Origin of the sequence: Hyphococcus sp. (assembly GCF_965228385.1) — a bacterium.
Lineage (GTDB): Bacteria > Pseudomonadota > Alphaproteobacteria > Caulobacterales > Parvularculaceae > Hyphococcus.
This window is the reverse complement of sequence record NZ_OZ245810.1, coordinates 1,163,579-1,189,392: the sequence shown is the minus strand read 5'-3', so window position 1 is coordinate 1,189,392 and position 25,814 is coordinate 1,163,579. Positions and strand designations below refer to the sequence as shown.

Genomic DNA, 25,814 nt, shown 5'->3' with positions numbered 1-25,814 from the left:
TGCGTGCGAAGGCGATCGATTTTGCGATGAACCGAGAGATCGGAGCGGTCAATCCAGAGCATTTTCCGGTTATAAGCCAGTAAAGTCAGCTAAATCTGTATTTTCAAACAGTCGCGCATTCATGCGCCGCCAGAAGGGGAAATTCATGCGTAAATCATTCAAACTATTGCTTGCCGCCTCGGCCGCCATGACGGCGGTCACTACCGCCAGCGCCTATAGCCAGGAAGTTTCGGCGGCGACACAAAACGAGAGCGTTCAAACCGAAGATGAGAGACTGTCAGCATTCTTTGAAGAAATTTTTCAAAGAGAGCTGTCGGAATCGCCAATATTTCAAGCCCAGTTGGGAATGAAGACGGAACGTTACGGCGAGTGGGATGATTTTTCCGATGCCGAAACCATTCGCGATCACGAACAGACTGTCGGCGATCTTGAGCGATTGCGCGATGAATTTGATTACGAAGCGCTCAGTGAACAGATGCAGGTGAGTTACCGGATTTTTGAATTTCTTCAGGAACGGGCCATCCGCGATCACGCCTACCGGTTTCATGGATATGCTTTTTCAACGATGAATAATCCCGTGACTTTCCCGGTCACGTTCCTGCAGAACATTCACAGTGTTGAAAATGTTTCAGACGCGGAAGCCTATATTTCACGCATAAACGGGCTCGCGACCGCAGCAGATCAGCTGATCGAAGGCATTGATCTTGCCGCTGAACGCGGCATCGTGCCGACGTCATTTTCATTTGACCCGGTCATAACCGACGCCCGCAACATCATCAAAGGCGCGCCATTTGATGATTCAGAAGAAGACGCAGCTCTGTTTGCCGATTTCAAGACAAAGGTGAATGCGCTCGATATCAGCGATGATGAAAAACAACGCCTTATTAATGAAGCTTCTACTGCGCTGACAGGCGTCTACGAACCGGCCATTGAGAGAATTATTTCGCGGATAGAGGAACTCCGGGATGATTCCCACGGGCCAAATGGCGTCTGGGCGTTGCCGCAGGGAAAAGAATATTATGAAAACCGCATAGAATTCTGGACAACCGAAACCGGTCTCAGCGCCAATGACGTCCACAAACTTGGTCTTGCCGATGTCAAACGCATTCGCGGTGAAATGACAAAGATCATGAAGGAAGTCGGTTTTGACGGTGATCTTCCTGCCTTTTTTGAATTCTTGCGTACTGATCCATCGAATTTCTTTCCTGATACGGAAGAGGGCCGACAAGCCTATCTGGACGCTTCAAAGGCCTACATCGACTCGATTTACGAGGATGTCGATCAATATTTCAACGTGTTGCCCAAAGCCCCGCTTGAGGTACGCGCGGTAGAGAAATGGCGCGAAGAAACCGCGCCGATCGCGTTTTATAACCGGCCGACGCCAGACGGATCTCGACCCGGCATTTATTACACCAACCTGCGCGACATGACGAAAAAGCAAAAGCATGAACTGGAAACCATCGCCTATCATGAAGGCGCGCCGGGACATCACTTTCAACTCGCCATCCAACAGGAATTGACGGACGTTCCCATGTTCCAGAAGTTCGCTTTCTTCGGCGCCTATTCCGAAGGCTGGGGGTTGTACGCCGAACGCCTGGCGAAAGAACAAGGCCGCTTCACTGATCCCATGCAAGATTTTGGGCGTTTGCAAAATGAAATGCTCCGTGCGGCGCGCCTCGTTGTCGACACAGGCGTTCATTCAAAGAAATGGACGCGGGAAAAGGCGATCAAGTACATGCTCGATAACAATCCCATGACGGAAGCGGAAGCGACAAAAGAAATTGAACGTTATATCGATCTTCCCGCCCAGGCGCTTTCCTATAAAATCGGCATGATCAAAATTTTGGAGTTGCGCGAAAAAGCGAAAAACGAATTGGGGGACGATTTCGATATTCGCGCTTTTCATGACGTCGTTCTGAAAAATGGCGCGGTCGCGCTGCCAATTCTGGAAGAACTGGTGGACGCTTATATTGCACGTACGAAAAGCTGATCGGCGTTATAACCGCAGCGCTGGCGCAGCCGCCAGCGCTGTCGGTTTTGGCTGTTTTGTTATTGTTTTGAGATCGCTTGCATAAACCAGTTCGAAACCGCGCATGGGCGCGCTGGTCAGCCACGGGCCCAGAACCTCAAGCGTCTCTTTTCGCGGATGCCCAATTGCAACCACATAACCGGTTTCATGGGCAATGCGCTCAGCAAGCGATAGCTGTTGGCGAATAGCATTCTTATCGCCCACGGCATCGTCCAGAAACACATCCCGCGCAAAGACTTCGACGCCAATCGCATTGGCTGCTTCCCGCACAGCGGTTTCGCCGGTTGTCAGTGAATCCAGAAAAAAAACATTTTTGTGGTTGAGGTGGGCAAGCAGGGTTTTCATCGCAGCGACATTCGCCGTCAATTTGGAGCCCATATGGTTATTGACGCCCACATAGCCCGTGAACTGCGACAGATTCCATTCAAGATCTTCTATGAATGCGCCGCCGGTCATCCCCGACTTTAATGCGTAGGGACCAGGATCCGCATCGCCGCGCGGCTCCATAGGCAGGTGCAGCATGATCTCTCCGCCCGCAGCTCGGGCTTTTGCGACTGTATCTTCGACATTTCGTGCATAGGGCAAAAATGAATAGGTGACGGGGCCTGGCAATAACAACGCCTGTTCGCTCGCCCACCGGTCGACACCCATGTCGTCAATGATGATGATGATTTTCGGTTTCTGGGTTGAGGCAAGCGTTGGCGCTAAATATGTCGCCGGGGGGACCAGACGTTCCGGGATCAGATCACCCGATATAATATTGGCGACAATCTTGTCTCTTGCGCTTTCAGAAGGCTCGCCCGTCGCCTGTGTTCGATTGAAGGCGTTCCCGATTGAACCCGCCGCCGTCGCCGCAATCCCGCGTTCGCTGATATAGGCGGCGAGCGCGCCGACCAGCAAGCCCGCGAAGGCCACCGCGATTGTCGCCACAAATCCTGCGTCTCCGGCATAACCGCGAGGACGCGGTGTTACGCGACGGCGAAAAAATTCTATTCGTATCTTTCTGCGCTGAGCCAACTTTACCGCTTATCCCGTCGCTGCTTCATTCAAAATTCTCTATAGCGGCTGAATTCACGGTACTTTTACGAAAATTCACCGCGTTCAGCGCTTGCGCCAGACACACGCAGCGTTAAACGATTACAAAACTTGGATTTATCGCTGATTCTTGGACCAAATGATCCTGCTAATCGATAATTATGACAGTTTCACCTTTAATCTGGCCCATTTGATTGGCGGTTTGGGCGTAGAAACTCGGATTATGCGCAATGATGCGCTTAGCGTGCAAGAAGCATTATCGCTCGAAGCGGACGCCATTGTTTTATCTCCGGGCCCATGTACGCCAGATGAAGCCGGGATTTGCCTGGAGCTCGTGACGGCTGCGGCGGCGAAGAGAACACCGCTTTTCGGCGTATGCCTCGGCATGCAGTCGATCGCCCAGGCCTTCGGCGGCGTGATTTCTCAAGCCGAAAAACTCATGCATGGGAAAACCTGTGGAATCGTGCACGATAGTTCGGGTCTTTTCGCTGGGGTGCCCTCTCCTTTCACTGCGGCAAGGTACCATTCTCTCGTGGCTGGTCCTGAAGGCCTGTCAAATTCTCTGACCATTACCGCCAGATCCGACGACGATAACGAAATTATGGCGCTTTCCCACAGCAGCCTGCCCATAATGGGCGTGCAGTTTCATCCAGAAAGTATTGCGACAGAATACGGCGCCGAAGTTTTCATGAATTTTCTCGATCTGGCCGGCGCGCGATGACTGAATTCAACAAACACCTCGCCCGGGCAATGTCGGGCGATCCTTTAAGCGCTGACGAAATGCGCGCAGCTATGCTGGAGTTGTTTTCCGGCAACGCCAGCGACATTGAAATTGCCGGATTTCTGGCCGCATTGCGAACACGTGGCGAAACCGTAGAGGAGATCGCCGCCGCCGCCCGGACCATGCGCGACCTCGCCGTACAGGTGGACGCGCCAGACGACGTACTCGACACTTGCGGAACCGGCGGAGACGGCGCGGGAACGTATAATATCTCTACCGCGGCGGCGTTGATCGCTGCAGGTTGCGGCGTCAAGATCGCCAAACACGGCAATAAAGCGGCGTCATCGAAGTCAGGATCGTCAGAAGTGCTCGACGCTCTTGGCGTGAAGCTGGATATTCCTCCCGACAGAATTCGCGACTGTATAGAAAACGCCAATGTGGGTTTTATGTTTGCGGCGCTTCATCATAAAGCGGTGCGACATGTGGCGGCCGCCCGCAAAGGTCTTGGCGTGCGGACAATTTTCAATGTGATGGGGCCCCTTTCCAATCCGGCGAAAGCCAGGCGTCAGGTGATGGGCGTATTTGCGCGAGACCTCATCAGGCCCATCGCCGAAGTGATGCCGCATCTTGGCGTAGAGCGGGCCTGGGTTGTCCATGGTTCGGACGGTCTCGATGAGCTAACAACCACGGGCCCGACATCTGTGGCGTCGCTTGAGAACGGCACAGTAACGGAGTTTGAGATCACGCCGGAAGACGCCGGCCTGAAACGGGCGGCGCCCGCCGATCTTGTCGGCGGCGAGCCTTCTGAGAACGCGAAGGCCATCAAGAACCTGCTGGACGGAGAGAAGGGCCCGTTTCGCGATATTGCCGTTTTGAACGCTGCGGCTGCGCTCATCGTCGCCGAAAAAGCCGCCGGCCTCGCCGCCGCGGCGCGTCTTGCCGAAAAAGCGATTGACGAAGGCGCAGCAAAAGCCGCTCTTAACAAGCTGGTTGAACTATCGAATGGTCCAGCATGACCATACTTGACGACATCATTACCTATAAAAAATCCGAAGTGGCGCTGGCGAAAGCCGAAACGCCCCTTTCGGCGCTTGAAGCTAAAGCTCAGGAAAATACTCCGCCGCGCGGATTTAAAAAGGCTTTAGCGGATAGGGCGGCTAACGGCTTCGCATTGATCGCAGAAATCAAAAAAGCCAGTCCTTCAAAAGGTTTGATTCGCGCCAATTTTGATCCGCCGGCGCTCGCCAGGGCTTATGAGGCCGGGGGCGCTGCGTGCCTTTCCGTATTGACGGATCGCCCCAGTTTTCAAGGATCGGCGGACTATCTGCGCGATGCACGGGCGGCAGTCTCCTTGCCAGTATTGCGCAAGGATTTCATGATTGATCCTTATCAGGTTGCCGAAGCTCGCGCTTGGGGCGCTGATTGCATCCTCCTGATTATGTCTTGCCTTTCCGATTCTCAGGCGCAGGAATTGAACCTTTGCGCAAAAAATTCCGGCATAGACGCTCTGGTCGAAATCCATGATGTGAAGGAAATGGAAAGAGCGGCGAAATTGGAATGTGATTTTATTGGTATAAATAACCGTAATCTATCGACTTTTATTACATCACTTAACGTAACACAGGAACTGTCCAGATCGGCTCCCGATGGGGCCTTACTGGTCAGCGAAAGCGGGATTTCCAACCATCAAGACCTTCTGACCCTTTCCGGTTACGGCGCGAACGCCTTCCTTGTCGGGGAAAGCCTGATGCGCCAGCCCGATGTCGAAAGCGCCACCAGAGCGCTTTTGAACGGCGATAGAGCCGCCTGAGGGGTGGTTGACGCCCCAAAAGAACAACAATAGAACATCGTTGTTGTTTTGTTCTTTTGTCGTTTCGGGCGCGCAAACAGCCTCTCGTTGAAACTGGGCGGTTACGGCGCAATCGAAACGCGAGCCGGGAGGCGAAATTGCTTACAAAAAAACAGCATGAGCTGCTGATATTCATCAATGACAGGATTTCGCAAACCGGCGTGTCGCCTTCATTTGATGAGATGAAAGAAGCGCTGGATCTGCGATCAAAATCCGGCATCCACCGTTTGATAACAGCTTTGGAAGAACGCGGGTTTATCCGCCGTCTGCCGCATCGCGCGCGCGCGCTGGAGATAGTCCGCATGCCCGACGCGGCGACACAAAATGCTAATTCCGCCGCGCGCGGTTTCCAGCCTTCCGTTGTGAACGCGGATTTTCAGCGCTCCCGTTCAGCCGCCCCCAACAAAGCAGCCCGACAGCGCGAGGCGCAAAATGGCGTCGTCGATTTACCCGTTCTAGGCCGCATCGCCGCCGGTACGCCGATTGAAGCGATTCAACATGAAGTTGACCGATTCGCGGCTCCCGAGGCTCTTATCGGTAAAGGCGACCATTACGTTCTTGAAGTGCAAGGCGAGTCCATGATCAACGCCGGCATTCAGGATGGCGATTACGCCGTCATTAAGCGATGCAATGATGCCGAAAGCGGCGCGATTGTGGTCGCGCTGGTTGACGATGAGGAAGCGACTTTGAAACGGTTGCGCAAAAAAGGCGCATCCATTGCGCTGGAAGCAGCCAATCCCGCATTTGAAACGCGGATCTATGGTCCGGATCGTGTCGCGGTGCAGGGTAAGCTTGTCGGCCTGATGCGCCGCTATTGATCTCAATTACCTGTCCATGGGCGCGCGCCTCTGAATTCGGCGGCGTTGGCGACGATCATTTCGCCATGTTTGTCGATTCGCACTGCGTGTGCGCCTCTCAGCCAGACTGAGCGCCTATCAATAAGATAGGCCCTGCATGCGCGCCAATCTTCTGCGGTTACGGGAAAAAAGGCGACAACCAGATCGGCGCGATTGCAATCTTCCGCAAGGGTCGAGCTGTCTTGTGTAAAAGCTGCTATTTTTTTCTGTGTGTCGCCAAAAGCGCCGACACATCCTGAGCCATCGCAGGCATAGACGTCTTCCAGGGACGCCGTCGGGCTTTCTTCTGGGTCAAACCCGACTGTTTCTTTCAAAATCCCAATAGCGAATTTTTCACGTCTTGTATTGAAGGCCGCCAGTTGCGCATCGCCCGGCTCCGCTCCCTTTGTTATTACTGCTGCATTCCGCCCGGACGCCGTAACAAAAAGATGCGGATACTCCTGCATGTTTACCGCGATAGCCGCCAATGGAATCGCGGCGAGGCCCGCGAGCCGCCAGGGCGCGCGCGAAAGACAAAGCCACAACCCGCCGATAGCAAGAAATAGCATGGCGTGCTGCGGCCATTGCGCCGTCACTGACACCGCGCCGGGCCATGACGAGACATTAACCGCAATAAAGAGAATAACATCCATACCCGCGGCGCTGGCCCGCCAAGCCCACCCGTCGAGGCCGAATGGCGACAGCGCCAGCGCGATTATGGCTGAAGGAACAATCCACACGCCCATAAGCGGCATTGCCGTAATATTCGCTGGCAGTGAATAAATCGCGACCCGGTTAAAGTGGTACAAGGCAAATGGGGCCGTCGCCAAAGCAGCGATTGTGTCGGTTACTGCCAAACCAACAGTGTATCGCCTTATTCGCGCGCCCCACGAAAAATCCCGATCCGGTTTCGATCTGGACGCAAACCATTCATAAGCCGCAATCAGCGCTGTGACAGCGGCGAATGACATCTGAAATCCCGGATGAAACAGCGCTTCCGGCGTCGTCACCAGGATGACGATTGCCGCAATGGCGACATTGCGCAGCGACAGGGCGCGGCGATCCACAAGTATCGCGACAAACATGATGCCCGCCATCAAAAACGCCCGGCGCGCAGACCATCCGCCTCCTGATAAAACAAGGTAGAAAAAACCCGATGCGAGCGCGGCCAGCGCCGCCCATTTCTTGATCGGATATCGCAGCGCCAGCGGTTCAATAGCGGCGAGACCAAATCTGGCGACAAGAAAGATGAGCCCAGTCGCCAATCCCATATGTAACCCGGAAATCGCCAGCAGATGCGCAAGGCCGGCGTCTCGCAGCGCATTTTCAGAGTCCTCGGAAATGGCGTCGCGTTTGCCGGTGACAATCGCCGCAATAATCGCCCCACCCTTGCTCGGCGCTTCCGCCGTGATCCTTTTAAAAAGAGAAAAGCGCAACGTCTCAATAGACGCGGCAAAACGCTGCCTTGCCGATTTCTCGCTGCTGTTTATGACCTCAGGCGGTGTCACAGCGAACCCGACCGCGCCAATTCGCTTAAAATAAAGTTGCCGGGCGTAATCGAAAGCGTCCGGCGCTACGGGCGGCGGCGGCGGCGACAACCCCGCCCGCACCGAAATCGTATCGCCGGGCGATGCTTCAAACTCCTCTCCGCGCCAGCTAATGCGCGCCCGTGCCGGCAGCTCTTCCGCCGCAATTCCTTCGATGGACTGAAGCGCCAAAATATAGCGGCGCTGTTCTGCGCTTTCCTCGACCGAAATCAACCTGCCGGTCGCTTGAACAATACCCAGATCCCGCCACAGCTGGGGCGCAGCGACATGCGCCGTTCTGTAATCCGCCGCGGTGAACCCAATTGCTGCAAAAACAAGGGCGAACGTGAAACGCCGCTTGCCAGGGGCGAAAATCACAATGGCGCCGGAAACCGCCAACAACATGGGGCCGGCATACCAGGTCGGCTCTGATTTAAGACCGAAATAGAGCCCCGCACCGATAGCGACCGCGACAGGCATCCACAGCGAAAGCCGCGCAAGATCGCGCGCCGCCCATTTCGATGCTGTCTCCTGTATTAAGTAGAGTCTTCGCATGACGGCTGGCGACAAGAACCCGGACCGGCTGGCGCCGGCAGCGGCGCTTGTGGCGACCGGTTCAGCAGTCATGGATTTTGATCAGGCATAGGCCTTGGAGAATTCCCATGCTATGGCGCGCCCACTCTGAGAAACACCTATGCAACTGGAAAAAGAGCGCTCCTGCAAGCTATGCCTGAAAATCAATTTGATAATTCGCCTGTCGTCACGCGATTTGCTCCCTCGCCGACCGGTTATTTACATATTGGAGGGGCGCGAACCGCCCTGTTCAACTGGCTATTCGCGCGCGGGCGCGGCGGTAAATTCCTGCTGAGAATTGAAGACACGGACCGCGCACGGCACACCGAAGCGGCTGTCAACGCGATCATCAACGGCCTGGAATGGCTCGGTCTGGACTGGGACGGTGAGCCAGTGTCCCAGTATTCGCGCCGCGCCGCTCATGCCGATATCGTTCAGCGTTTACTTGAAAACGGCAAAGCATACCGCTGTTATCTGACCCCGGAAGAATTGAGTGAGGCGCGCGACAAAGCTAAAAATCAGGGTGTTCGTTTTGAAAGCCCGTGGCGCGAGCGTGAACCGTCAACTCCACCGGCTGACGCGCCTTTCGCCATCAGATTCAAAGCGCCGCGCGAGGGGCAAACAATTGTCAATGACGCCGTACAGGGACAGGTGTCGTTTCCGAACGCCGCGCTTGACGACCTGATCATTCTCAGAAGCGACGGCGGTCCAACCTATAACCTCGCCGTCGTGGCGGACGATCATGATATGGGCGTCACGCATGTTATTCGCGGCGACGATCATCTGAACAACGCGGCGCGCCAGCAACAGATCTATAACGCACTGGAATGGCCTGTTCCTGTGTTTGCGCACGTCCCGCTTATCCACGGTCAGGACGGCGCCAAACTATCGAAAAGACACGGCGCGCTGGGGGTCGAAGCCTATCGTGATCTTGGATATTTGCCGGAAGGCCTTGCCAATTATCTTCTCCGCCTTGGCTGGGCGCATGGTGACGAGGAAATTATATCGTATAAGCGCGCCACAGAAATTTTTGACCTCGAAGGCGTTAACAAGGCCCCGGCCCGGCTTGACCTCGATAAGCTCAACCATGTGAACGGACATTACGTTGCGGCGTTAAGCGATGCGCAGTTCTGCAATTTATGTGCGCCGTTTATCAAAAAGTCGGGGGTTCATCTTGAGGCTGATCATATGGACCGGCTGTCGCGGTCCGCGCCCTTCCTGAAAGCGCGTTGCGCAACCCTTGCCGACGCAGTCGGCGCGTCGGAATACCTGTTCCTCAAACGGCCTCTGCCGCTGGAAGGCAAACCCGCTAAAGCATTGCGCAAAGAGGGCGCCAAAGAAATCCTTAAAGATCTGGTCAAAAATCTCGACAGCGCAGATATCTGGAAGTCCCCGGATTTGCTTGATGCGGCGCTCAAATCGTTTGTGGAAAGCCGGGAAATCGGTTTTGGCGCTGTTGGTCAGCCTGCCCGCGCCGCACTCACGGCGGGCCGCCCTTCGCCGGGGCTCAGCGAAGTGTTATATGGCCTTGGCCGCGAAGAATCGCTGGCCCGGCTCACGGACCAAATCTACTGATTTCAAGGGCTGGAATCCCCGGATTAAACTGGGTAGTGTGCGCCGCAACACGCAAATGATGCGCCGCGAGAAGAAAAGGCTCTGCCAATGAAAAGTGATTTAAAACAGACTGATACAGCGAATGTCGAGATCCACGGCAAAACTGCCGAGATGCCTGTTTTCAAGGCGACGCATGGACCGGATGTCGTTGATATCAGAACGCTTTACAAGCAGACCGGCGCGTTCACATTTGATCCTGGATACACTTCGACCGCCAGTTGTGAATCGAAAATCACTTATATCGACGGCGACGAAGGGGTGCTGCTTTATCGCGGATACCCTATCGACCAGTTGGCGGAGCATTCGAATTTTATCGAAGTCGCCTATCTGTTGTTAAACGGCGAGTTGCCGACAAAGGAAGAAAAAGCGCAATTCGATCATTCGATCACCATGCATACGATGGTGCATGAACAGCTCAAGAATTTTTACAATGGTTTCCGGCGCGATGCGCATCCCATGGCCATCATGGTGGGCGTCGTCGGCGCGCTTTCAGCGTTTTATCATGACTCCACCGATATTACAGATCCGACCCAGCGGCTGATCGCCAGCCACCGCATGATTGCGAAGATGCCGACCATTGCGGCGATGGCCTATAAATATTCGATCGGTCAGGCATTCGTCTTTCCACGGAACGACATGGACTACACGTCGAACTTCATGCGAATGTGCTTCGCGGTGCAGGCGGAAGAATACGAAGTCAATTCTGTGCTTTCCAGCGCGCTGGATAAAATCTTTATCCTGCATATGGATCACGAGCAAAACGCCTCCACATCGACGGTACGCCTTGCCGGGTCATCCGGCGCCAACCCCTTCGCCTGTATCGCCGCGGGTATAGCATCTCTTTGGGGTCCGGCTCACGGCGGCGCCAACGAGGCCGCGCTCAACATGCTTGAAGAAATCGGCGATGTGTCCCGCATCCCGGAATATATCAAACGGGCCAAAGACAAGGACGATCCTTTCCGTTTGATGGGATTTGGTCATCGCGTTTACAAAAACTACGACCCCCGGGCCAAGGTCATGCGCAACGCCTGTCATGAAGTTCTCGATGCGCTGGGCGTTCGCGACGAACCGCTCCTGAGAGTGGCGATGGAACTGGAGCGCATTGCGCTGGAAGATCCGTATTTTGTCGATAAGCGGCTCTACCCGAATATTGACTTCTATTCAGGCATTACCTTGCGCGCGCTTGGTTTTCCGACCGATATGTTCACAGTCCTGTTCGCCCTGGCGCGTACGGTCGGCTGGATTGCGCAATGGTCCGAGATGATTGAGGACCCGAATCAGAAGATTGGTCGTCCCCGTCAGATTTACACCGGCGCATCGCAACGGGATTACGCGTCTATCGATAAACGCTGAGACGGCTTTAAGGACTTGCATAAGCGATGCTTTGGCTCGCCGTACATATCTGGGTTCTCTTGTTCGTGTCTTTCGGCATAGGGCTTGGGATCGGCTGGTGGATATGGGGGGCGCCGCAAAAAGCGCAGCCCATGACTAAAAACAGCGACACGCCGATGGGCACGCTGGATATAGATTACGACCCTGCCGAGGAACGAAACAGAAAATGATCCCCCGCTATACCCGGCCTGAGATGGCCGCCATCTGGTCTGACGCTGCGAAATACCGGATCTGGTTTGAGATTGAAGCGCACGCCGCAGACAAAGTCGCTGAACTTGGCGTTATCCCGAAAGAAGCCGCCGCCAATATCTGGCGCAAGGCAGACAGCGCAGAGTTTGATGTCGCGCGCATCGACGAAATCGAGCGCGAAGTCAAACATGACGTCATCGCATTCCTTACACATCTGGCTGAAATTGTCGGCGACGATGCGCGCTTCGTTCATCAGGGCATGACGTCTTCGGATGTTCTCGACACCTGCCTTTCGGTGCAGTTGATGCGGGCGGCGGATCTGCTCCTCGATGGTATGGACCGTGTGCTGGCCGCGCTGAAAAAGCGCGCACTGGAACATAAGGAAACCGTCTGCGTTGGCCGCAGCCATGGCATTCATGCGGAACCGACAACTTTCGGCGTGAAACTCGCTACTTTTTACGCCGAATTTGCACGGGGCCGGCGCAGGCTGGAGACGGCGCGAGAGGAAATCGCCGTTTGCGCTATTTCAGGCGCGGTCGGCACTTTCGCCAATATCGATCCCGCCGTTGAAGAACATGTGGCGGAAAAAATGGGTCTGAAGATCGAGCCCGTTTCCACACAAGTCATTCCCCGGGACAGGCACGCCGCTTATTTTTCAGCGCTCGCGGTAATCGCGTCGTCCATCGAACGGATAGCGACTGAAATACGCCACCTACAGCGCACCGAAGTGCTTGAGGCGGAAGAATTCTTCTCGAAGGGCCAGAAAGGCTCATCCGCGATGCCGCATAAACGCAATCCGGTCTTGACCGAAAACCTCACCGGCCTGGCGCGGCTGGTGCGCATGTGTGCGGCGCCTGCACTGGAGAACGTTGCGCTCTGGCACGAAAGGGATATTTCACATTCTTCAGTTGAGCGCGGCATCGGTCCCGACGCCACGGTGCATCTGGACTTTGCGCTACACCGTCTTGCGGGCGTCGTTGAAAATCTTGTCGTTTATCCGGATCGTATGCAGGAAAATATGGATCGCCTGGGCGGCCTGATTTTTTCGCAACGGGTTTTGCTGGCGCTCACGCAAGCCGGGGCGTCGCGCGAGGAGGCGTACACGCTGGTTCAGCGCAACGCCATGCCGGCGTGGCGCGGGGAAGGCGCGTTTCTCGACAATCTGAAAGCGGATGACAGCGTCACGCAAAAACTGGCCGCAGCGGATCTGGAGAGCCTGTTCGACCTCTCTTATCACACCAAGAGCGTTGACGTTATTTTTTCACGCGTTTTTGGCGGGTAAACATCACTGACCCCCGCGATATTACGGCGCGTTGAAATCAGCGGCGCAGGCGCCCATAAACCTCATATGACAAATCCGACGCAGACATTCGGCGGCGGGCCCGCAACGGCGCGCCCCGGCTGGTTTACAGCCATTATGCGAGGCGCCGCCGGCAAGTGTCCCAATTGCGGAAACGGTAAACTCTTAACGAATTACGTGAAAATCGCGCCAGGTTGCAGCGCCTGCGGCCTCGATTTCTCCGGCCACCGGGCTGACGATGCGCCGCCCTACATCACGATTTTTCTTGTAGGTCATATCGCCATTCCCCTCGCCCTTGCGTCAAAGCAGCTTTTCGATCCCCCGATGTGGATGCAGTTCGCGATCTGGCTGCCGCTCATGGCGGTGGCCGCCGCTGTCCTGTTGCCTGTTTCAAAAGGCGCCATGGTCGGCCTGCAATGGATTAACGGCATGCACGGCTTCGCCGGCCCCGACGCCGACCCCGCCGCGGACGCCTGATTTTCCAGTCCGCATCCGCTTGACACCGTAAAACCGATAGGTATGTTCCGCGCTCATTTTGCGCGTAACTGGTCCTGACAGGAGCAACCCATGGCCAAGCCGACAACCGTTAAAATCCGGCTCAATTCTACCGCCGGCACGGGTTTTTTCTATGTGACGAAAAAGAACACCCGGACCATGACGGAAAAGCTCGTATTGAAAAAATACGACCCGGTTGCGCGAAAGCATGTCGAGTTCAAGGAAGGCAAGATCAAGTAACGCCGCCTTCTTGCGAGAAGTCTGCAAAGCCGCCCGCCGGGCGGCTTTTTTGATTCTGAGAGATAGTGAGAAATTATTCAGGCGGCGCTGTTGATGACCCGGTTCCGCCCGCCCGTTTTCGCTTCGTAGAGAGCCTCGTCAGCGCGTTTGATCAGTTTTTGCGCCGTATCGCCCTCTTCGCCTTTTTCCGTAGACGCGAGGCCAATACTTACGGTTACGCCAAGTTCCTCGCGCCCCCCATTGACCACGAATTTGTCGGCGGCGATTTCCGCCCTTAACCGCTCGGCCACTACAGCGGCGAAGGCAAGGTCCGTATCCGGCATTGCGATCAGGAATTCTTCGCCGCCATAGCGGCAGGCGAGATCAATACCCCGGATTGAATTGGCGATTCGGTCCGCGAACTGTTTCAAAACCTTATCGCCGACGTCATGCCCATATTTATCATTCACCGACTTAAAATGATCGATATCCAGAACCATGATCGCCAGCGGACGCCCGGTCCAGAACGATCGGTCAAACATCGCGGAAAGATGGCTGGCGAGATATCGCCGGTTATAAAGCCCTGTCAGCTGATCCGTAACCGCCATCTCCAGACTGACTTCAAACGACGAGCGCAACTGGTCAACGTAACGTTTGCGCCGAAGCTGAGTCATGATGCGCGCTGAAAGCTCGTTTTTATCCACGGGCCGGGTCACATAGTCGTTGACCCCGATATCGAGCGCACGCACAAGCTTGCGCGTATCGCCATGCCTGACAACAGCCAGAAGCGGCGTGAGACGCGTTTCTTCAAATGAACGGATGGAAGAACAAAGCCGCAGCGGGTCCATCGCCTCAATCGACAGATTTACTAAAATGAGATCGAATTCACCCTGCCGTGCGCGCCCAAGCGCGACTTCCGGCTCGGCTTCAACGGTAATTTGATGTGTGTCTTCTCCAATCGACGATTTCAGACGCGCCGCCTGTTCTTCATTGTCGTCGATAATCAGAATTCTGGACTCGCCGGGATTTATGGAAGCGTCAATTTTGCCGACAATGCCCAGATCCTGGCCTGTCGTATAGCGCGCGCGCAATTCATCCGTCATCATTTTCAAACGGGTTAACGAGCGCACCCGCGCAAATAAGGCAAGGTCCTCGACCGGCTTGGTCAGAAAATCGTCCGCGCCCGCCTCAAGGCCCGCGACGCGATCCGCCTGCTGGTCGAGCGCCGTCACCATTACAACCGGAATATGCATGGTTTCAGGATTGTTTTTCAGACGCCGGCAGGCCTCGAAGCCGTCCATGCCAGGCATCATCACGTCAAGCAGGATTATATCAGGCTTTTCCTGACCGGCTTGATCGATCGCCTCCTGCCCGGAATATGCGCCCAACACGTCAAAATATTCCGCCCGCAATTTTGCTTCGAGCAGTTTGACGTTGGGTTCGAGATCATCGACGACCAATACGCGCGCCGTCATGGTGCCCCCATTTGATTAGAGCCAGTGCGTTAAGCACGAGAGCCTAATCCAAATACCTTTTCACTTTCTCAATAAACGAAACAACGGAGATGGGTTTTGCGATATAATCTTCGCAGCCCCCGTTACGGATCCGTTCCTCGTCCCCCTTCATGGCGAAAGCGGTCACGGCGATTACTGGAATATCTGCGAGTTCGGAGTTGCTTTTTATTTGCTGGGTGACTTCCAGACCGGAGACTTCCGGCAACTGGATATCCATCAAAATCAGATCGGGCCGGGTTTCCTTCAGCGCTTCCAGCGCTTCCGGCCCCGTACGCGCTTCCAGCGTTTCATACCCATGCGCTTCAAGCAGATCCCTGAAGAGCTTCATGTTCAGCTCGTTGTCTTCAACGATGAGCACCGTTTTGGGGAGCGCTGAATAATCAAGCTTTTCCATGGCTGACATAATACGCCTTCGCGGTCATATCTCTCATAGGCGGCTGCGAATCAGCGCCTCGGATAGAAAGTTTTGCGCAAAAGGTCTTAATCGAATGTTTATCCTGAGTGGCGCGGGCGTAATTTTTTGAGTTATATTAACGCGGTAACCATTTGTTAAATGTTTAATTCATCAGAATATACGGGCTTTTGCCGGGATTGTTTCACCCCGCAGGACGGGGCAAAGCGCTGTTTTTCCTGCAAGACAGGGCGAATCATCGCGCATCCCGAGATTTTCACGCTTTCGATCGCCCATCTGGATTGCGACGCATTCTACGCGGCGATTGAAAAACGCGACAATCCCGCGCTCGCCGACAGGCCGGTGATTATCGGCGGCGGGGTCAGGGGCGTTGTCTCCACGGCCTGTTACGTGGCGCGCACCTATGGCGTGCACTCCGCCATGCCCATGTTCCAGGCGAAAGCGGCCTGCCCCGACGCGGTGATTATCAAACCGGACATGGCGAAATACGCAGCCGTCGGCAAAGCCGTGCGGGAAATGATGCGCGATCTGACGCCCATGGTTGAGCCGCTCTCTATCGATGAAGCGTTCATGGACCTTTCCGGCACCGCACGCATTCACGGCGCGCCGCCGGCGGTCACGCTGGCGAAGCTGCAGGCGCGGGTGCAAAGCGCGCTCGGCGTCACCGCCTCAATCGGCCTTTCCCACAACAAGTTCCTCGCCAAGATGGCGTCTGACCTCGACAAGCCGCGCGGCTTTTCGATCATCGGGAAAGCCGAGACGACATCGTTTCTCGCGCGCCAGCCCGTGACGATGATCTGGGGCGTGGGCAAGGCCATGGCCCGCAGGCTCCACGAAGACGGGCTCGCGACCATCGGCCAGCTGCAACAGCTTGACGCCGCAACGCTTGGCAAGCGCTATGGCGAGATGGGCCTGCGCCTGGCGCGGCTTTCGCGCGGCGAGGATGCGCGGCCCGTCAAGCCCGAACGCGAAACCAAAAGCCTGTCGTCGGAGACCACCTTCAACGAAGACCGGCGCGACGTCCGATGGCTGGAAGACGTTCTGTGGGCGCTCTGCGAGAAAGTTTCTGCACGGATGAAAGCCGCCGGTTTCGAAGGGCGCACCGTCACCCTGAAACTGAAGACCGCCGATTTTAAATCCATCACCCGCGCGCACACGCTGGACGCCCCCAGCAATCTTGCGCGCACCGCATTCGCCGCGGCCGCGCCCATGCTGCGCGCAGCGGCGGGCGGGAAAGCCTACCGCCTGATCGGCGTCGGATTTTCCGGCCTCGTCCCCGCAGCGAGCGAGGAGCGCCCTGCGGATCTATTCGGCGCGCCGGATGCGCGCATCGCAAAGGCGGAAAAGGCCATAGACGCCCTGCGCGAAAAATTCGGGCCGGAGGCGGTGCAGGCCGGCCGCACCCTGCGCAAGACGCGTTAGGCGCAAAACCCGTCAGGCGGAAAACGCATCAGGCTTTTCCGTCGCCGCCGGGCGCCGGCCTGTCCTTTCGCCGGCGGGCGGCGTGATCCTCAGTTCTGGCGGGCGCGCCTTCTTCGTCGTCGTCAATATGAATGCGCTCCGCCTCATTGACGTCCGCATCCGGCGTATTGTCGCGTCCGCCATAATTGTGTTCGTTCTCGCACGTGTCTTCCAGGTCCTGCGTTTCAGGGTCCTGATCGGGCACTATGTTGCGGTCGTTTTTCTCTGGCGCTGCGGACATGAGATCCTCCCATTTTCACCCATGAAAACAACCGCGCGGCGCCATTCGTTCCCTGGCGCCCGCGCTAGCCCTTACACGCGCGCTAGTCCGGCCGCGCGCCTAAAGATTTGTCAATATTTTCAAACAGCACATTCAGATCCTGCAGACCGGCGGCGCGCGCATGGCCGCCGACGCTTTTCACCAGCTTGTGCAGGTGATTCGCCGTCGCCTCGTCCAGCCCGCCGGTCTCGTTCAGGCGCTTAGTCAGCACGCCCACCATCATCAGCGACAAAATCGCGATATGGTCGGTTGCGGTTTTCGGCTCCATCGTGTTTCTCCTTCTTTTCTGGTCCCGGTATGGCCGCATTCCTGTGACCCTGATCACAGCATACAGTAAGCGGAGCGCGTAAGGGTATGGCGACAACATGAAACAGGGGAGCGTTTCCCATGCACGCCACATCCGGTCTTTTTCCCGCCCTCGCCGCGGCGCTGATGTTCACCCGGCCGGCGAAACCGAAAAAACGCCGCGCCTAGACCACAAAGCCGTTCGCGCGGGCGCCAAAGCGCGATTATAATCGCGCCATGAAGCTGCTCGCCCCGCCGCTCACGTCGGCGCTCATCCTGGCGCTTATTTTGCCGCTGGCCGCCGCCTGTTCCGGCGATGGCCCGCGCGCCCCCGGAACCGCGCCCCGTATCATCCCCCCGGCGCCGAGCCTCAAGCCGGAATGCGGCGTCGCCTCCTATTATCACCGCTCCCTCGCCGGCGGGCTTACCGCCAATGGCGAGACCTATACGCCGGAGGCGCTCACCGCCGCGCATCTCTCCCTGCCCTTCGATACGCGCGTGCGCGTCAAGCGCCGCGACAGCCGGGAAAGCGCGACCGTGCGCATCAATGATCGCGGGCCCTTCGTCGACGGGCGGATCATTGATCTCTCCCGCGCCGCCGCGAAGGAAATCGGCATTTTCGGCGAGGACGGCATTGCGGAAGTCTGCCTTGTGGCGCCCCGCCCCATGGGGCCGTAGGCGCCCCCGCACCATGGGCCGTAAGCGTGAAGCCGGAAAGTTGTACAACCCCAAAGTGCGCGCGCCGTCTATCCCCCATCCCGCAAGGCGCAGCGGCGATTGTTGTGCAACTTTTGCTGAAATCTTGTGCAACTTTTTTCCTTTCTGGTTTCGCCGGGGGCGGCGCGCCGCGCCTTCAAGTCGCGCGAGCGGCGCTTTCCGTCCGTATCCGGATCGCCCGCCACTATAAGGGCGCCGGCCATGGGGGCGGATAGAATTTAATATATTAAATTTTATCCCCCGGCGCCCGTCAGGCCTTATACTGGCGCCCGCCGCCGGCGCTTTGGCGTGAGAATTCCGGATGATTGCGTTCATCCCGGCGAGTCATCCTGAGGCGCCTTGCCCTGTAAGTCCCGGACCAGAAAGTCCCGCATTCCTCATCCTGAGGCGCAAACCCAACGGGTTTGCCTCGAAGGATTTGAACCCGCCTTTATGCCTACTTAACCGATTAAATTCCCTAACTTTTCGTAGAGACTTGAAATTTTCTCAATGTGATCACTCGCACTTCCCACCCTCTCCAGCGCGGATTCAATATTCTTCAAACCCATGCCAATCGACTCATCCAAAGTTTTGTCACGTACGACCTGAGCTTTTCTAGTCGCCACTAAAACTGGCTCGATAACCTCAGATTCGACTTCCGTTTGCTCATGGATTTTAAGCAAGATACTTTCTATCTCGGATATTACGTCGTCGTACGATTTTTCATATCTCTCAGATACAACGCTCATCGAATTACTATTATTGCGAATTTCACCACCAACAGCGACGTTTTGCGCCTGAATATTACCCACCTTGATACTTGGCTTGTCTCCCACATTTATCTCCTTGCAGTCATTCTCCATAAACGCTTTAATCTCTGCTCTATCAATGAGTGGATATTCTTCCGTATAAGAATAATCCGACTTTTGATAGCACAACAGTTTCCTCTCACTAGACAAACACTCTAGGAGAAGCGGGACAATCTCCTCAACGCTCAATTTCGGCTCGTCGACTGGCAGGAGTTCGATAGCGCGATCAGCAATACAAGCATTGTTGGAAAGGAAGTCGATTACTCCTCTCATAACATCATTTTCACCCGCGCAGCTTACTAAATAGCCTAATTTTACCCCTGACTTATCAACGGCAATTCGACATTTTGTATCTGCAAGAAAATGTCGAAAGAATATGTGGCACAAATCTCCGGCAACTTCAGGAGCTCGAGCGGCTATATATTTTGGACAGACCACATATACACTCATTTGGTGATCTGTCTTTCAATTAAAATTTTCTGATTTCTAAAGTGTCTTTCAATAAACTGAGTTGGCCAAGTAATTGCTCCATTCTCATCAATATCGGCAGATTTCACCATGTTATTACCGTCATTCATAGATTCAAAAAATAGTATTGATACCTGATCTGCTGAAATATTGCCGGCTGCAATTTGAGCACGCACTTCTGTTAAAAGGTACTCACTGTGCGTCTCTACAATAAAGTGTCGCTGACGATTTCCGTCCTGCAAATTCGAAAGTCGCACCAACAAATCACCGAAGGCAGCCTGCATATCCGGATGCAAATGGACCTCTGGCTGCTCTATCACCATTAGCGAATCTGGACGCGACGATACTATCAGGGAGATTACCGGTAATATTTGCGAGAAGCCGAAACCAACGTCAGCAATCTCTAAAGATAACTGGGGATTGTTAGTTGGTGAAATCATTATTCGCTTTATGACTTGCTCTAATTCACCCACGTCAATTGAAACATCGAATTCTGAGAGCCAATCATTTATCTCTGCCTTAGTTCGGCTATGCTCGAGGCTTTGAAATATTATACCCTCATCAAACGACTGTGACATAAGCTCTGAAAGGTAATATCTTCTCGGGTGGGCCCGCAACGGAGGGACATGAGTTACACCTGATGTCATGTCAGGCGTGAAACACTCCTCCATAGAGTGACTCAAGACTTTTGTTACAAATTCCGCCAGCCTCGTACCTTTCAAATCCTCCACCTCATGGTAGAATCTAGCCTCGTTTATCCTAAGTAATGAGTTATATGAGTGTCCGACGATTAAGCTTAATGTTCCGGCAAATGACCCCAAATTATCATCAGTGAAGTCGCTTTGAATGTTTTTAACTACCTGTTTATCTGAAATGTTATTTGGTCGTTCAAAGCTAATGCTAATTATAGATTTTCCATTTGCGTCATGGAGCGTGACGGTTTTTGCGTAAATATTGTTCCGCTCATCAACATCCATTTCGTAGTGTAGCGTGAAGTTTGGCACAATTTCTACGGCTGAAAAGTTTCGCAATAACTTGAATGTAAGATCTAAGTCTGATTTCAATTCTCGATCTGGAACTCCGAAACCCCTAACCCGCGAGGATAAGTACCGACCCAGATTCTTATTTTTTAAGTTTGATCGAATTTTGGACAGCACTTCTTCAATTTCTAGTATGGGCTCAAATATGTTTACGGGAAGAGTGGCATCAGAATTATAAGCTTTTTGATTCTTAAATTTCTCTGTCGCTTGAGTTAGTGCGTCCTGCAAATTCGAAAATTCTTCTATTTCATTCGCTGATGGCTCAAGCTGGCTCAATAAGTACTCTGTATAAAATGACAACTTGCGAAATAGTGCGTTCTGTAAGTATGATTTAAAGCCGCCTGTAATTTGTTCAGCCAAATCCAAGCTTTCGAAAGTAAATGAAAATTCTAACTTTCGATTAAGATCCTTTGAATGCCATAAATTTTCCGCTGGTCCGAAATTAACCTGGGGACCATTATGGAGTAGCTGCGTTGGATGAACCGTCCTTTCGGAATGCGATTGATACAACGCAAGAATAAGCTGTATTAAAGAGGTCTTTCCTGAGCTATTTTTTCCTAAAAGTAATGTTAGGGGCTTTATTGGAATGTTAGCATTTTCAAACCCCTTGTAGTTTTTCACGGAAAGTTTCCTGAACATTCAATCACCCTAGCTAGTCACTGTGCTCGAAATTACTGATTATTACTTTCTTCCATGAATATTAGAATTCAAAATAATAGAGAGCGTCAATCTAATATTTTGCGTGTTAAATTGCAGTTATGTTATAGGTTTGTCGCGGCTCAAGTTTTCGCAGAGAACTGTAATTTAGTGCCAACATGGGTTTGGCACAAATCAAACATGCATCACTCTACCATACGCATCCAGCACGCTCTCGTGCATCATCTCGCTTAGCGTCGGGTGCGGGAAGATCGCGTGCATGAGGTCTTCCTCCACCGCTTCCATGGAGCGCGCGAGGCCGAAGCCCTGAATAAGCTCGGTGACTTCCGCGCCGATCATATGCGCGCCTAAAAGCTCGCCGGTTTTTTCATCGAAGATGGTTTTCACCATGCCTTCCGGCTCGCCGAGCGCGATGGCCTTGCCGTTGCCCACAAACGGGAAGCGCCCGACCTTGATCTTGCGCCCCGCCTCCTTCGCCTTTGCTTCGGTGAGCCCTACGCTCGCCACCTGCGGGTGGGAATAGGTGCAGCCCGGAATATTCGCCGTCTGCATGGGGTGAACGCCCTTTTGCCCGGCGATCTTTTCAACGCAGATGACGCCCTCATGGCTCGCCTTGTGCGCGAGCCAGGGCGCGCCGACCACGTCGCCGATGGCGTAGAGCCCTTTGACGCCCGTCTCCAGCCATTCGTTCACCTGCACATGACCGCGGTCGATCTTGACGCCCAGCGCCTCCAGCCCCAGATCTTCCGTGTTCCCCGTAATGCCGATGGCGAGGACCACGCGGTCCGCCTCAACGGTTTGCGTCTTGCCGTCCTTGGTCTTGATGGTCGCGGTGACGGTCTCGCCGCCTTTTTCCAGCTTGTCCACCGTCGCCGAGGTGAGGATTTTCATGCCCTGTTTTTTGAACTGTTTTTCGGCGAATTTCGAAATCTCCGCATCTTCGGCCGGCAAAATGCGGTCGACCATTTCAACCACGGTCGTCTCCGCGCCGAGGGCGTTGTAGAAACTCGCAAACTCGATGCCGATGGCGCCAGAGCCGATGACCAGCAGCTTTTCCGGCATGATGTCGGGGATCATGGCTTCCTTCGCCGTCCAGATGAATTTACCGTCGGGCTCCAGCCCGGCCTGCGGGATGGTGCGCGCGCGCGCGCCGGTGGCGAGGATGACGTGTTTGGCCTTGACCGTGGTCTCGCCCTTTTCTGTCTTGACCTTGACCAGCGGCGCGTCCTTTCCTTTCGCCAGCGTGGCGGCGCCCTTCACCACCTCGATCTTGTTCTTCTTCATGAGGAAGCCGACGCCCTTTTCCATCTGCGCCGAGACCCCGCGCGAGCGTTTGACGACGGCGTCGATATCGAAACTGACGCCCTCCGCTTTCAGGCCGTAGGCGTCGGCGTGGCGCATCTGGTGGTAGACCTCCGCGGTTCTGAGGAGCGCCTTGGTGGGGATGCAGCCCCAGTTGAGGCAGACCCCGCCCAGCGCGTCGCGCTCGATGATGACGGTCTTCATCCCGAGCTGGCTTGCGCGGATTGCCGCCACATAGCCGCCGGGGCCCGATCCGATCACTGCGAGATCACAATTTAATTCCGTCATGCTGCTGCGCCTCATCCTTGCTGTTCGTTGGTTCGCGCGCGACTATAGCGGCGAGCGATGAGAAGAAAACAACCGGCGAGGAAAAAACATGACCATCAAGGCCCTGCGCACGCCCGACGACCGTTTCGCGAACCTTTCCGGCTGGCCCTTCACGCCGAAATATATCGACGATCTGCCCGGCTATGAGGGGCTTCGCATGCATTATGTCGATGAGGGCCAGCGCGAGGGCCCGACGTTTTTATGCATTCACGGCGAGCCGAGCTGGGCTTATCTCTTCCGCAAGATGGCGCCGGTGTTCACGCAGGCCGGGCATCGCTTCGTCGCGGTCGACATGTTCGGCTTCGGGCGGTCGGACAAGCCGGTCGCCGACGAAACGTATACGTATCACTTTCACCGGGACTCGCTTCTCGCCTTTGTCGAATACATGAATTTGCGCGACGTTTGCCTCGTGGTGCAGGACTGGGGCGGCGTTCTGGGCCTGACGCTGCCCATGGCGGCGCCGGCGCGCTATACGCGGGCGATCATCATGAACACCGGCCTGCCCGGCGGAGAGGAAGCGCCCGAAGGCTTCGCCGCCTGGCGCGCCTTCAACCGCTCCCAGCCCGATCTTGACGTTGGCGGGCTGATGAAGCGCGCAACGCCAATTCTTACCGATGAAGACGTCGCCGCCTATAATGCGCCGTATCCGGACCAGTCCTACAAGGGCGGCGTCAGGCGTTTTCCCGAGCTTGTCATGCTGAAGGAAAAAGGCGCGGATGATTTGACGCCGGCCTCCAGCCAGGGCGTTGAAACCTCGCTGAAGGCGCGCAAATTCTGGTCCGAAGACTGGAACGGAGAGACCTTCATGGCGATCGGCATGCAGGATCCTGTGCTCGGGCCCCCGGCCATGTACGGGCTGCGCAAGTTCATCAGGAACTGTCCGAAACCCATGGAAGTCGCCGAGGCCGGCCACTTCGTACAGGAATGGGGCGAACCGATCGCGAAAGCGGCGTTGGAAAAATTCGGACTGGCGTAAAACACCCTGCCTGCGCTCTTCAGCAACGCGTCTGGGGCGCTGCGCCAGACGGCGCATTTGTTCACGAATTCAGGGCGCCCGATACGGCCGCGCCCACAAGCGCGTCCGGTTTCGCCCATGGATAAGCGCTGATCGTAATCAGATTATGAGCGATGCCGTTCAGCGCACATAAGAGCAATTGAGTTTTTAACATGATTTCCGATTCATCCGCCGCAGATCCGAGCGCGCCGGCAAGACTGTCATAGATCAGTCCGAACCGCTGCAAAACGGCGCCTTCGCTTTCAACGAAGATGCTTACATCCGGTTGCGAGACGCCGCTGGACATGAAGACGAGGAAATAATGTTCGCGCCGGTTAAGCCAGAAATTGACATAGCCGAGCGCAACTGCATTCAGCCGTTCAACGGCGTCGTCATGTTTTGCAGCGACCCCATCAAGCGCGTCGAACAGTTCGGTGAAGACGACCGCCCAGAGTTCGCGCAATAAATCGATCTTGCGTTCGTAATACCGGTAAAGCGTCATCACCGTGCATCCCGCTTCGCTGGCCAGACGGCGCATCGAAACCGCGTCATAGCCTTCCTCCTGAAAAAGCCGAAGGGCGCACGCGGTGATGCGCCGGCGCGTGTGCGCCATTTCTTCTTCGGAAAGAGCCGGCCGGCCTCTTGAGGCGGCTTTGGATGATTTCGCCGGGGACATGGGCGACTCCTATGCTGACATTGGCGCTTGACCAAGTCCATATTTTTCTATAACGCGTTATATTTAATTAATGGAGATATGGAAATGTTCCGAATTGCAGGATTGGCGCTCGCCGGTCTGTCAGGTTTCATAGACGCGGCCCAAGCCGGCGACCTCTCCGAAATCAGCGGTTCCTGGCGCACTGTGCGCCATGGCGCCGAGGTGAAAATCATCGATTGCGGCGATGCTTCACCGTGCGGTTTTCTGCAGTCAGTTGATGATGATGTAAGCGGCGGACACACCCGCGATATCAATAATAAAAACCCGGCTCTCAGAGACCGGCCGCTCGATGGATTGCCCATTCTTTGGGGTTATCTGCGTGAAGAGGAAGGCTGGCGAAAAGGACGGCTCTATAATCCTGAGACCGGGCAGACTTTTCGCTCTTCTCTGGAATTGATTTCCCCCGACCGGCTGCGCGTTCAGGGTTGCATCGGGCCGCTCTGCCGTCAGCAGATCTGGACGCGGATAAACCGGTACGAAACCGCGATTGTGAAAGGCGATGCACATGAATAACGTGGACGCTCGCACGCTGACGCTGTTGCGCGTGCTTTTTGTCATTTCCGCGATCTGGAATTTCGCCGGCGCCTTTCCGGGCTTGCTGGACACGGCGGGCATGTTTGAACGCGAATTCGGCCGTGAACTGACTGACCCTGTCATGGTCGCGGTTTATCGCGGGGCCTGGGGCACAGCCTTCCTTTATGGGTTCGGGTTTTTAATCGTGGCTGCAAATCCGGTGCGTCATACGGGCATCGTCCTCATGGGCGGGACCGGAAAGGCTCTTTTCGCGCTGAACCTGCTTGTGATGCACCTTAATGGGTGGACTTCCGATTTCGCCGTCGTGGTGATAGTCGGCGATATTGTATTTATTGTTCTTTTTATCGCCTATTTCGTAATGCTGAAACGACGCGGCCATAAAATTATCTGAAATCACAATTACAAATGCTGGCTCGCCGGCCGTTTCGTGTAGGAATAGGGCGAGCCGGCCGCGAAAGCGGCATTGGAAAAATTGGAAACTGTCTATTCGCCAGAAGGCCATCTAGGGAGCTTTTCGCGCTGTACCGCAGCAATATCCTGAC

Annotated in this window: 26 protein-coding genes; 16 read left to right on the top strand and 10 right to left on the bottom strand. The window is 55.1% G+C overall.

From position 1 onward, the window contains the following. Positions 1-145: 145 nt before the first annotated feature. Positions 146-1,990, top strand: coding sequence for a DUF885 domain-containing protein (locus tag ACQK2Q_RS05565; RefSeq protein ID WP_425408753.1), 1,845 nt, complete (start codon positions 146-148; stop codon positions 1,988-1,990). Between the two features lie 6 nt (positions 1,991-1,996). Here the strand turns inward: ACQK2Q_RS05565 and ACQK2Q_RS05560 are convergent, their stop codons facing one another. After that, positions 1,997-2,959, bottom strand: a complete 963-nt coding sequence (locus tag ACQK2Q_RS05560) for a divergent polysaccharide deacetylase family protein (protein ID WP_425408752.1) — start codon at positions 2,957-2,959, stop codon at positions 1,997-1,999. 244 nt (positions 2,960-3,203) lie between these two features. Here ACQK2Q_RS05560 and ACQK2Q_RS05555 point away from each other — a divergent pair, with 244 nt between their 5' ends. The 4 genes from ACQK2Q_RS05555 to lexA all read left to right on the top strand — a co-directional run bounded on the left by ACQK2Q_RS05555 (position 3,204) and on the right by lexA (position 6,452). Further along, positions 3,204-3,785, top strand: coding sequence for an anthranilate synthase component II (locus ACQK2Q_RS05555; protein WP_425408751.1), 582 nt, complete (start codon positions 3,204-3,206; stop codon positions 3,783-3,785). After that, the gene (gene trpD, locus ACQK2Q_RS05550; RefSeq protein ID WP_425408750.1) at positions 3,782-4,801 is read left to right on the top strand and encodes an anthranilate phosphoribosyltransferase; all 1,020 of its coding nucleotides are present in this window, start codon (positions 3,782-3,784) and stop codon (positions 4,799-4,801) included. Before ACQK2Q_RS05555 ends, trpD begins: the two co-directional genes overlap by 4 nt. After that, a complete protein-coding gene (gene trpC / locus ACQK2Q_RS05545; RefSeq protein ID WP_425408749.1) occupies positions 4,798-5,595 on the top strand; it encodes an indole-3-glycerol phosphate synthase TrpC in 798 nt (265 codons plus the stop codon). Before trpD ends, trpC begins: the two co-directional genes overlap by 4 nt. A 137-nt stretch (positions 5,596-5,732) precedes the next feature. Beyond that, positions 5,733-6,452: a transcriptional repressor LexA gene (lexA, locus tag ACQK2Q_RS05540; RefSeq protein WP_425408748.1), complete on the top strand. Its 720-nt coding sequence runs from the start codon at positions 5,733-5,735 to the stop codon at positions 6,450-6,452. A 2-nt stretch (positions 6,453-6,454) separates the two neighbouring features. Here lexA and ACQK2Q_RS05535 read toward each other — a convergent pair whose 3' ends face one another. Further along, positions 6,455-8,623, bottom strand: a complete 2,169-nt coding sequence (locus ACQK2Q_RS05535) for a ComEC/Rec2 family competence protein (protein ID WP_425408747.1) — start codon at positions 8,621-8,623, stop codon at positions 6,455-6,457. Between the two features lie 99 nt (positions 8,624-8,722). Here ACQK2Q_RS05535 and gltX point away from each other — a divergent pair, with 99 nt between their 5' ends. The 6 genes from gltX (at position 8,723) to rpmG (ending at position 13,799) form a co-directional block, all read left to right on the top strand. Next, the gene (gene gltX, locus ACQK2Q_RS05530) at positions 8,723-10,144 is read left to right on the top strand and encodes a glutamate--tRNA ligase (protein ID WP_425408746.1); all 1,422 of its coding nucleotides are present in this window, start codon (positions 8,723-8,725) and stop codon (positions 10,142-10,144) included. An 87-nt stretch (positions 10,145-10,231) separates the two neighbouring features. Next, positions 10,232-11,536 (top strand): citrate synthase, encoded by a 1,305-nt coding sequence (gltA, locus tag ACQK2Q_RS05525; protein ID WP_425408745.1) that lies wholly within the window; start codon positions 10,232-10,234, stop codon positions 11,534-11,536. A 26-nt stretch (positions 11,537-11,562) separates the two neighbouring features. After that, positions 11,563-11,745, top strand: a complete 183-nt coding sequence (locus ACQK2Q_RS05520; RefSeq protein WP_425408744.1) for a hypothetical protein — start codon at positions 11,563-11,565, stop codon at positions 11,743-11,745. Continuing rightward, on the top strand, positions 11,742-13,046 hold the full coding sequence (gene purB / locus ACQK2Q_RS05515; protein ID WP_425408743.1) for an adenylosuccinate lyase: 1,305 nt from the start codon (positions 11,742-11,744) through the stop codon (positions 13,044-13,046). The genes ACQK2Q_RS05520 and purB overlap by 4 nt, the downstream gene beginning before the upstream one ends. Positions 13,047-13,112: 66 nt before the next feature. Further along, positions 13,113-13,541 carry a DUF983 domain-containing protein gene (locus tag ACQK2Q_RS05510; protein ID WP_425408742.1) on the top strand — a complete coding sequence of 143 codons (429 nt, stop codon included), beginning with the start codon at positions 13,113-13,115 and terminating at the stop codon, positions 13,539-13,541. Between the two features lie 90 nt (positions 13,542-13,631). Next, positions 13,632-13,799 carry a 50S ribosomal protein L33 gene (gene rpmG, locus ACQK2Q_RS05505; protein ID WP_274492925.1) on the top strand — a complete coding sequence of 56 codons (168 nt, stop codon included), beginning with the start codon at positions 13,632-13,634 and terminating at the stop codon, positions 13,797-13,799. Positions 13,800-13,876: 77 nt separating this feature from the next. On the opposite strand, the gene ACQK2Q_RS05500 is transcribed toward rpmG, so the two are convergent. Both ACQK2Q_RS05500 and ACQK2Q_RS05495 read right to left on the bottom strand, forming a co-directional pair. After that, positions 13,877-15,253 (bottom strand): PleD family two-component system response regulator, encoded by a 1,377-nt coding sequence (locus ACQK2Q_RS05500; RefSeq protein WP_425408741.1) that lies wholly within the window; start codon positions 15,251-15,253, stop codon positions 13,877-13,879. A gap of 43 nt (positions 15,254-15,296) precedes the next feature. After that, positions 15,297-15,686 carry a response regulator gene (locus ACQK2Q_RS05495; protein WP_425408740.1) on the bottom strand — a complete coding sequence of 130 codons (390 nt, stop codon included), beginning with the start codon at positions 15,684-15,686 and terminating at the stop codon, positions 15,297-15,299. A gap of 159 nt (positions 15,687-15,845) precedes the next feature. On the opposite strand from ACQK2Q_RS05495, the gene ACQK2Q_RS05490 reads away from it, so the two are divergent. Then, positions 15,846-17,126 carry a DNA polymerase IV gene (locus tag ACQK2Q_RS05490; protein WP_425408739.1) on the top strand — a complete coding sequence of 427 codons (1,281 nt, stop codon included), beginning with the start codon at positions 15,846-15,848 and terminating at the stop codon, positions 17,124-17,126. Positions 17,127-17,154: 28 nt separating this feature from the next. Here ACQK2Q_RS05490 and ACQK2Q_RS05485 read toward each other — a convergent pair whose 3' ends face one another. Together ACQK2Q_RS05485 and ACQK2Q_RS05480 are read right to left on the bottom strand one after the other, a co-directional pair. Further along, a complete protein-coding gene (locus tag ACQK2Q_RS05485; RefSeq protein WP_425408738.1) occupies positions 17,155-17,406 on the bottom strand; it encodes a hypothetical protein in 252 nt (83 codons plus the stop codon). Between the two features lie 82 nt (positions 17,407-17,488). After that, positions 17,489-17,713 (bottom strand): hypothetical protein, encoded by a 225-nt coding sequence (locus ACQK2Q_RS05480; RefSeq protein WP_425408737.1) that lies wholly within the window; start codon positions 17,711-17,713, stop codon positions 17,489-17,491. A gap of 254 nt (positions 17,714-17,967) precedes the next feature. On the opposite strand from ACQK2Q_RS05480, the gene ACQK2Q_RS05475 reads away from it, so the two are divergent. Continuing rightward, positions 17,968-18,408: a septal ring lytic transglycosylase RlpA family protein gene (locus tag ACQK2Q_RS05475; RefSeq protein ID WP_425408736.1), complete on the top strand. Its 441-nt coding sequence runs from the start codon at positions 17,968-17,970 to the stop codon at positions 18,406-18,408. A 479-nt stretch (positions 18,409-18,887) separates the two neighbouring features. On the opposite strand, the gene ACQK2Q_RS05470 is transcribed toward ACQK2Q_RS05475, so the two are convergent. From ACQK2Q_RS05470 to lpdA, 3 genes are all read right to left on the bottom strand, one after another. Beyond that, the gene (locus tag ACQK2Q_RS05470) at positions 18,888-19,685 is read right to left on the bottom strand and encodes a hypothetical protein (protein ID WP_425408735.1); all 798 of its coding nucleotides are present in this window, start codon (positions 19,683-19,685) and stop codon (positions 18,888-18,890) included. Then, positions 19,682-21,364 carry an AAA family ATPase gene (locus ACQK2Q_RS05465; RefSeq protein ID WP_425408734.1) on the bottom strand — a complete coding sequence of 561 codons (1,683 nt, stop codon included), beginning with the start codon at positions 21,362-21,364 and terminating at the stop codon, positions 19,682-19,684. Before ACQK2Q_RS05465 ends, ACQK2Q_RS05470 begins: the two co-directional genes overlap by 4 nt. A 210-nt stretch (positions 21,365-21,574) precedes the next feature. Continuing rightward, positions 21,575-22,990 (bottom strand): dihydrolipoyl dehydrogenase, encoded by a 1,416-nt coding sequence (gene lpdA, locus ACQK2Q_RS05460; protein WP_425408733.1) that lies wholly within the window; start codon positions 22,988-22,990, stop codon positions 21,575-21,577. A gap of 88 nt (positions 22,991-23,078) precedes the next feature. Between lpdA and ACQK2Q_RS05455 the strand changes: the two genes are divergently transcribed. Beyond that, entirely contained in the window at positions 23,079-24,005 is a 927-nt protein-coding gene (locus ACQK2Q_RS05455) for a haloalkane dehalogenase (RefSeq protein ID WP_425408732.1), read from the top strand. Between the two features lie 61 nt (positions 24,006-24,066). On the opposite strand, the gene ACQK2Q_RS05450 is transcribed toward ACQK2Q_RS05455, so the two are convergent. Beyond that, on the bottom strand, positions 24,067-24,699 hold the full coding sequence (locus tag ACQK2Q_RS05450; protein ID WP_425408731.1) for a TetR/AcrR family transcriptional regulator: 633 nt from the start codon (positions 24,697-24,699) through the stop codon (positions 24,067-24,069). An 84-nt stretch (positions 24,700-24,783) separates the two neighbouring features. Between ACQK2Q_RS05450 and ACQK2Q_RS05445 the strand changes: the two genes are divergently transcribed. Both ACQK2Q_RS05445 and ACQK2Q_RS05440 read left to right on the top strand, forming a co-directional pair. Beyond that, the gene (locus ACQK2Q_RS05445) at positions 24,784-25,251 is read left to right on the top strand and encodes a DUF2147 domain-containing protein (RefSeq protein ID WP_425408730.1); all 468 of its coding nucleotides are present in this window, start codon (positions 24,784-24,786) and stop codon (positions 25,249-25,251) included. Next, complete coding sequence (locus ACQK2Q_RS05440; RefSeq protein ID WP_425408729.1) at positions 25,244-25,663, top strand: hypothetical protein; 420 nt, start codon at positions 25,244-25,246, stop codon at positions 25,661-25,663. The genes ACQK2Q_RS05445 and ACQK2Q_RS05440 overlap by 8 nt, the downstream gene beginning before the upstream one ends. Positions 25,664-25,814 lie beyond the last annotated feature (151 nt).

What these genes read in the sequence shown, in the direction of transcription:
- ACQK2Q_RS05565 (WP_425408753.1), top strand. Translation starts at nt 146, where the DNA reads ATGCGTAAATCATTCAAACTATTGCTTGCCGCCTCGGCCGCCATGACG.
- ACQK2Q_RS05555 (WP_425408751.1), top strand. Translation starts at nt 3,204, where the DNA reads ATGATCCTGCTAATCGATAATTATGACAGTTTCACCTTTAATCTGGCC.
- trpD (WP_425408750.1), top strand. Translation starts at nt 3,782, where the DNA reads ATGACTGAATTCAACAAACACCTCGCCCGGGCAATGTCGGGCGATCCT.
- trpC (WP_425408749.1), top strand. Translation starts at nt 4,798, where the DNA reads ATGACCATACTTGACGACATCATTACCTATAAAAAATCCGAAGTGGCG.
- ACQK2Q_RS05535 (WP_425408747.1), bottom strand. Translation starts at nt 8,623, where the DNA reads ATGACTGCTGAACCGGTCGCCACAAGCGCCGCTGCCGGCGCCAGCCGG.
- gltX (WP_425408746.1), top strand. Translation starts at nt 8,723, where the DNA reads ATGCCTGAAAATCAATTTGATAATTCGCCTGTCGTCACGCGATTTGCT.
- gltA (WP_425408745.1), top strand. Translation starts at nt 10,232, where the DNA reads ATGAAAAGTGATTTAAAACAGACTGATACAGCGAATGTCGAGATCCAC.
- ACQK2Q_RS05520 (WP_425408744.1), top strand. Translation starts at nt 11,563, where the DNA reads ATGCTTTGGCTCGCCGTACATATCTGGGTTCTCTTGTTCGTGTCTTTC.
- purB (WP_425408743.1), top strand. Translation starts at nt 11,742, where the DNA reads ATGATCCCCCGCTATACCCGGCCTGAGATGGCCGCCATCTGGTCTGAC.
- ACQK2Q_RS05510 (WP_425408742.1), top strand. Translation starts at nt 13,113, where the DNA reads ATGACAAATCCGACGCAGACATTCGGCGGCGGGCCCGCAACGGCGCGC.
- rpmG (WP_274492925.1), top strand. Translation starts at nt 13,632, where the DNA reads ATGGCCAAGCCGACAACCGTTAAAATCCGGCTCAATTCTACCGCCGGC.
- ACQK2Q_RS05500 (WP_425408741.1), bottom strand. Translation starts at nt 15,253, where the DNA reads ATGACGGCGCGCGTATTGGTCGTCGATGATCTCGAACCCAACGTCAAA.
- ACQK2Q_RS05495 (WP_425408740.1), bottom strand. Translation starts at nt 15,686, where the DNA reads ATGGAAAAGCTTGATTATTCAGCGCTCCCCAAAACGGTGCTCATCGTT.
- ACQK2Q_RS05490 (WP_425408739.1), top strand. Translation starts at nt 15,846, where the DNA reads ATGTTTAATTCATCAGAATATACGGGCTTTTGCCGGGATTGTTTCACC.
- ACQK2Q_RS05485 (WP_425408738.1), bottom strand. Translation starts at nt 17,406, where the DNA reads ATGTCCGCAGCGCCAGAGAAAAACGACCGCAACATAGTGCCCGATCAG.
- ACQK2Q_RS05480 (WP_425408737.1), bottom strand. Translation starts at nt 17,713, where the DNA reads ATGGAGCCGAAAACCGCAACCGACCATATCGCGATTTTGTCGCTGATG.
- ACQK2Q_RS05475 (WP_425408736.1), top strand. Translation starts at nt 17,968, where the DNA reads ATGAAGCTGCTCGCCCCGCCGCTCACGTCGGCGCTCATCCTGGCGCTT.
- ACQK2Q_RS05470 (WP_425408735.1), bottom strand. Translation starts at nt 19,685, where the DNA reads ATGAGTGTATATGTGGTCTGTCCAAAATATATAGCCGCTCGAGCTCCT.
- lpdA (WP_425408733.1), bottom strand. Translation starts at nt 22,990, where the DNA reads ATGACGGAATTAAATTGTGATCTCGCAGTGATCGGATCGGGCCCCGGC.
- ACQK2Q_RS05455 (WP_425408732.1), top strand. Translation starts at nt 23,079, where the DNA reads ATGACCATCAAGGCCCTGCGCACGCCCGACGACCGTTTCGCGAACCTT.
- ACQK2Q_RS05450 (WP_425408731.1), bottom strand. Translation starts at nt 24,699, where the DNA reads ATGTCCCCGGCGAAATCATCCAAAGCCGCCTCAAGAGGCCGGCCGGCT.
- ACQK2Q_RS05445 (WP_425408730.1), top strand. Translation starts at nt 24,784, where the DNA reads ATGTTCCGAATTGCAGGATTGGCGCTCGCCGGTCTGTCAGGTTTCATA.
- ACQK2Q_RS05440 (WP_425408729.1), top strand. Translation starts at nt 25,244, where the DNA reads ATGAATAACGTGGACGCTCGCACGCTGACGCTGTTGCGCGTGCTTTTT.